Source organism: Prosthecobacter sp., assembly GCF_044378005.1.
Taxonomy (GTDB): Bacteria; Verrucomicrobiota; Verrucomicrobiia; order Verrucomicrobiales; family Verrucomicrobiaceae; genus Prosthecobacter.
This window is the reverse complement of record NZ_JBILYB010000241.1, coordinates 1-5,447: the sequence shown is the minus strand read 5'-3', so window position 1 is coordinate 5,447 and position 5,447 is coordinate 1. Positions and strand designations below refer to the sequence as shown.

Below are 5,447 nucleotides of genomic sequence, written 5' to 3'. Positions count from 1 at the left end.
CTGCGCAATGGCGATCTGCTCGCGTTTGGCATCCGCTGGGTGCCTGATCCGAAGAAGCGCGGCGAGATCACGGCGAAGGATGTGCCTGCGGATGCTTATCAGATCGCGGTCTCGAAGGATCAGGGCCGCACCTGGCAGTCTGAGACAGCCGTTATCGATTGCCCGGCCGAGTTTGGCGTCATCGCACGACCGCTGCCTCACACGTTCGAGGATGAAAAGGGAGTGTTTTTCATGCCCGCGTATGCATGGGGCAAGCATGGCAATCACGCGCTGCTTTTAACCTCATCGGATCGTGGGAGGCATTGGACGGTGCTTTCGAGCATCACGACGGCGGCGGCGATGGTGAAGGCAGGCGCACCAGTGATGACGCCGTGGCTCGAAACGACGGTTTCGCCGACGAAAAGTGGCGACTGGCTGGCCATCGTGCGCACAGGCAGCAGCGCGAAGGCATCGCTCGTGAGCTTGAGTTCTGCGGATCGCGGCAAGACATGGTCAGCACCGGAAAAGCTGCCTATCGCAGGCAAGTTGCCGACGTTGCAGCTCTTGCCGACTGGAACGCTCGCGCTGCTCACAGCACACTCGAAAAATCACTGCCGCCTTTACCTCTCTACCGATGGCAGTGGGCGCGAATGGAGCCCCGCGCACATTCTCACCAGCTTATGCGGCGGCAATGCAGGCATGACGGTCACGGGCAAAGATTCGCTGGTCATCATCACGCCCGCAAACCGCCGCATCGACGCGTGGAGGGTGAAGCTTCATGCACCGAATGTGATGACGAAGGACTTGGCCGCGCCGACGGGGATCACGTTTACCAAAGGTGTGCTGTCCTGGTCAGGATCGGCGGCGGGCTATCGAGTGACGCCGGTTTTGATCAAGCCTGGCGCAGGCTACACTGACACGGAGATCTATCCTCATGCCGTGATCCAAACGACGGCGACCAAGCTCGATCTCAGTCGGCAGCTTGTCATGGGCGGCAGCTACCGGTTTGAAATCGCTTCGGTGGATCGCGAGGGCCGCGTTTCGGCGGTGGCGAGTAGTGCGGATGTCGTGGTCGGTCCATGACAAAGGTCTTGGCTCGAAGCGGCGTATGGATGTCATGCGATGCCTCATTGCCCTTCTCTGTCTGTCATCTGCGCTTGCCGCTGAAGATCTCACTGTTCTCAAAGCAACCCAGGAAGGCATCACGCCGGATCAGCAGCTCGAAGTCTGGCTGAAGAAGGAGTTTTATACGATGGTGGATCGCCGTAGTGAGGCGTTTGAAAAGATGATCAAGAGCGAGGCTGCGATGCGCGCGTGGCAGGCGGAACGGAAGGCGTTTTTTCTCAAGCAGATCGGCGGACTGCCCGAGCGCACACCGTTGAAGGCGCAGGTGGTCGGCACGTTGCAGGGGAAGGGCTATCGCGTGGAGAAGATCATGTTCGAGAGCCGCCCTGGGTTTCATGTGACGGGGAATTTGTATTTGCCAGAGTCGCCAGCGCCATGGCCTGCGGTGCTGGTGCCGTGCGGGCACAGTCATGAGGGGAAGGCGGTGGGGCAGTATCAGCGTGCGTCGATCCTGCTGGCGAAGCATGGCATGGCGGCGATGTGCTACGATCCCGTCGGCCAGGGCGAGCGCTATCAGATGCTCGATCCCACACAGCAGCGGAAGACCTTTGATGATGCGGCGCATGTGCCCACGCCACATCCGAATGTGCGGCTGATGTGTACGACGGAGCACACGATGATGGGCATCAGCAGCGCTTTGATCGGCGCAAATGTGGCGCAGTTTCGCATCTGGGACGGCATGCGCGTGATCGACTACCTGCAAAGCCGCAAAGACATCATCGCCGACAAGATCGGCTGCACGGGCAACTCCGGCGGCGGCACGGAGACGGCGTATCTCATGGCGCTGGATGATCGCATCGTCGCCGCAGCACCGGGCTGCTTCCTGACGACCTTTAGGAAGCTGATCGACACCAAAGGCCCGCAGGATGGCGAGCAGAATATCTTCGGCCAGATCGCCTTCGGCATGGACGAGGCGGACTACTGCATCATGCGCGCACCGAAGCCCACGCTCATCTGCGCGGGCACACGGGATGTCACCTTCGACTTCGCGGGCACGATGGACGTGTTTCGTGATGCGAAGCGCTTTTACTCGCGCCTCGGCTACCCGGAGCGCATGGACATCGCCGCGCCGGATGCGCCGCACGGTTTCACCATTCAACTGCGTGAAGCGGTGGCGCGTTTCATGAGCCGCTGGCTGCTTGGCAAAGAAGTTGTCATCCGTGAGGTTGAGTCCCTGCCTGACTCACTGACCGACGAGCAACTGCGTGAGTACAACCAGCCTGACTGGACGCCGGAGCAACTGCAATGCACGCCGAAGGGCCAGGTGCTGCTCATGCCAGGCGAGCGGTCCGTCTTCCAGATCAATGCCGAAACCGCTGCAACGCTGAAAACAGCGCGCAGCAAAGCCTGGAGCGAGTTATATGATGATGCGAAGCGTCAGCTCGTTCGTGAAACCATCGGCTTGGAATACAATTGGGCCTCAAGTGACGCGCAGCCCGAGATGCATGGCAAAATCGATCGCGACGACTGCACGATCCTCAAACTCTCGCTCACGGCCGACACAGGCCTGAAACTTCCCGCGTTGCTCTTTGAACCGAAGACACCCAGCGGCAAAGCGGTGCTCTATCTCCACGGCACCAGCCTGAAGCAAGACGCCGCCCCCGGCGGTCCCATCGATATACTGGTGAAGCAAGGCCACCTTGTCCTCGTTGCTGAACTTCGCGGCATCGGCGAAACGGAGACAGGATTGCGGAAGAAAGGCTTCGGCGCGGGAAAGTTTGGTCGCGACAACCTCGAAACTCTCACCGCATATCTCATGGGCAAAAGCTACGTCGGCATGAGAACGGGCGACGTGCAGCGCTGGACACGCTTCCTCAAGTCCAAGGCCGCTGACGTGCAACTCATCGCCATCGGCGAGGCGGCGATTCCTGCCCTTCACGCTGCTGCTCTGGATCGCGATGCTTTCACATCCATCACGCTTCGGCAGATGATTCCCTCCTGGCAGTCACTTATGGTCGCCGACGAAAACTTCGACCAGCTCGTGAATACCGTGCACGGCGTGCTCCGGCACTATGACCTGCCCGAGCTCATCGAGATGGCTGGCAAAGATCGTGTCACCCTCATCGAGCCCGCAGACGGCATGGGGCGGGCAGTGAAGTGAGCTTTGGCTCACTTCTTCCCCTTTTTCTTCTTCTCTTTGCGCTTCTCGTCGCCGTTCCAGCGCTGGTCTTCCCAGCGTGGGGGTTGCATGGAGGCATCCCACTTTTCCCAGAGGGTTTGCAGCTCGGCTTTCTTCGCGGGGTTTTCGGCGGAGAGGTCCTTTTGCTCACCGGGATCGGTGGCGAGGTTCACGAGCATGGGCTGCATGTCTTTGCTGGCTTTCACGAGCTTCCAGTCGCCCTGACGCACGGCGTGCTGGACGCCGAAGCGGAAGAAGAGTTCGCGTGGCGCGAGCTTGTCGGTCTTGCCTTCGAGGAGCGGCAGGAGGTTCACGCCATCGAGAGTTTCCACGAGCGATGCGGCATTGGCGGCGGCGAGCGCGGTGGGCAGGACATCGAGCTGGATGACGGGATCATTGACGACTCGTCCGCCGGGGATGCGGCCTTTCCACTGCGCCATCCAGGTGACGCGGATGCCGCCTTCCCAGACGAACCACTTGTGCCCGCGCAGGCCCATCTGCTCGGAGATCGGAGACGCGCCGCCGTTGTCGCTGATGCAGAAGATGAGGGTGTTTTCTTCCAGCTTCAGGTCGCGCAGCTTGGTCAAAACAGTGCCGATGGCTTCGTCCGCTTCGCCAATGAGGGCGGCGTAGGCTTGCTCGCGTTTGTCGAGGTGCTGGAACTTCTCCAGCCACTTCGGCGAGGCGACGATGGGCGCATGTACGGCGTTGAAGGAGAGGTAGAGGAAGAAGGGCTTGTCCTTGTTGCTGTCGATGAAGCCGCAGGCCTCGCGTGCATAGACGGGCGAGGTGACGGGCTCACCTTCGAGTTCCTTCACAAGTTCGTTGCCGCGGTAAAACGACGGCCCTTTGCCCTCGCCAAGATTGCCGACGGTGCCCATGGCGAAGTCAAAGCCTCGTGAAAGCGGCATGAACTCGGCGCTCGTGTCACCAAGGTGCCATTTGCCGACGATGCCGGTGGTGTAGCCCGCTGGCTTCAAGTGCTGTGCCATGGTCTTCTCGCTGAGCAGCAGCTCGCGGCCTTCGCGCGTCGGGTTGGCATCGTGACCGGTGCGGGCCTGGTAGCGGCCGGTCATCAGGCCGACACGACCTGGCGAGCACACGCAGCCGCTGGAGTAGCCATTTGTGAAGCGCACGCCGTTCGTCGCGAGTGAGTCCATGTTCGGCGTGGGGGCGAGTTTGCCCCCATAAGCGCCGGGTTGTGCCCAGCCCATGTCATCGAGGTAAAAGATGACGATGTTCGGCTTTTCTGCGGAGAGCAGAGGGCTGAGCGCGGAGAGGAAGATCGTGAAAAGAAGGCGTTTCATGAAGTGCGAATGAGTTGAGTTATTGAGCTGCAGCGGACTTCTTCTTTTTCTTCATGCCTTTCCCGCCTTTGCCTTTGGCTCGCTTCTCTTTGCCACCCCAGAGCGGGGCGACGTTGCCCTGATTCCAGGTGTCCCACTTGGCTTGCAGCTCTTTGACTTTGTCAGGCATCTCGGCGGCGAGGTCTTTGGCTTCGCCGATGTCGGTGCTGAGGTTGTAGAGCTTTGGGCCGAGGACAGTGCCCGAGCCACCCTCGGCAGCAGCGTCGTAGCGGACGAGTTTGAAATTACCCATGCGGATGGCGGTTTGCTCACCGAAGCGCCAGTAGAGGGCGTCGTGCGGAGCCTCGGCTTTTTCGCCGAGGAGATGAGGCAGGAGATTCACGCCATCGCCGGTGCTTTCATGACCGGAGGCGATGAGCGCCGTAGCGGTGAGATCGAGCTGGATGACGGGCTTTTCATAGACACCGGGCTTCAGTTTGGCAGGCCAGCTCATGAGGAAGGGGACACGGATGCCGCCTTCGAGCGTGGTGCGTTTGCTGCCGCGCAAGGGGGCGTTGTTCGAGCCATTGACGGTCACGCCTTCCATGGTCGGGCCGCCATTGTCACTGATGAAGGTGACGAGGGTGTTTTGCTCCTGGCCGGTGGCGGCGAGCTTGGCGCGCACGACGCCGATGGCATCGTCCATGGCGAGCATCATCGCCGCGTAGGTGCGGCGCTGTTTGTCGGTGATGGCGACCATCTTCGCGAGGCGCTCCGGCGTGGCCTGCATGGGCGTGTGGACGGCATTGAAGGCTAGGCCGTGTTTGAAAACCTGTCGATTGGCAAAGTTGAAGGGGTGGTGTAAATAAGGCGACCGATGAAAACACAACGCTTCGCATGGTGGGGGCCGCTCAAAGAGCGGCTCAAAAAAATGGTCC

The 5,447-nt window shown here is 60.6% G+C and carries 4 protein-coding genes; 2 read left to right on the top strand and 2 right to left on the bottom strand.

The features are described from left to right. On the top strand, positions 1–1,062 hold a 1,062-nt coding region (locus AC6FTP_RS25210), incomplete at its 5' end, for a sialidase family protein (protein WP_497209664.1). A 34-nt stretch (positions 1,063–1,096) separates the two neighbouring features. Continuing rightward, positions 1,097–3,205: an alpha/beta hydrolase family protein gene (locus tag AC6FTP_RS25205; protein WP_497209663.1), complete on the top strand. Its 2,109-nt coding sequence runs from the start codon at positions 1,097–1,099 to the stop codon at positions 3,203–3,205. 8 nt (positions 3,206–3,213) lie between these two features. On the opposite strand, the gene AC6FTP_RS25200 is transcribed toward AC6FTP_RS25205, so the two are convergent. Together AC6FTP_RS25200 and AC6FTP_RS25195 are read right to left on the bottom strand one after the other, a co-directional pair. After that, the gene (locus tag AC6FTP_RS25200; protein WP_497209662.1) at positions 3,214–4,530 is read right to left on the bottom strand and encodes a sulfatase-like hydrolase/transferase; all 1,317 of its coding nucleotides are present in this window, start codon (positions 4,528–4,530) and stop codon (positions 3,214–3,216) included. A gap of 19 nt (positions 4,531–4,549) precedes the next feature. Next, a partial coding sequence (locus tag AC6FTP_RS25195; protein WP_497209661.1) for a sulfatase-like hydrolase/transferase occupies positions 4,550–5,447 on the bottom strand: 898 nt, incomplete at its 5' end.

What these genes read in the sequence shown, in the direction of transcription:
- AC6FTP_RS25205 (WP_497209663.1), top strand. Translation starts at nt 1,097, where the DNA reads ATGCGATGCCTCATTGCCCTTCTCTGTCTGTCATCTGCGCTTGCCGCT.
- AC6FTP_RS25200 (WP_497209662.1), bottom strand. Translation starts at nt 4,530, where the DNA reads ATGAAACGCCTTCTTTTCACGATCTTCCTCTCCGCGCTCAGCCCTCTG.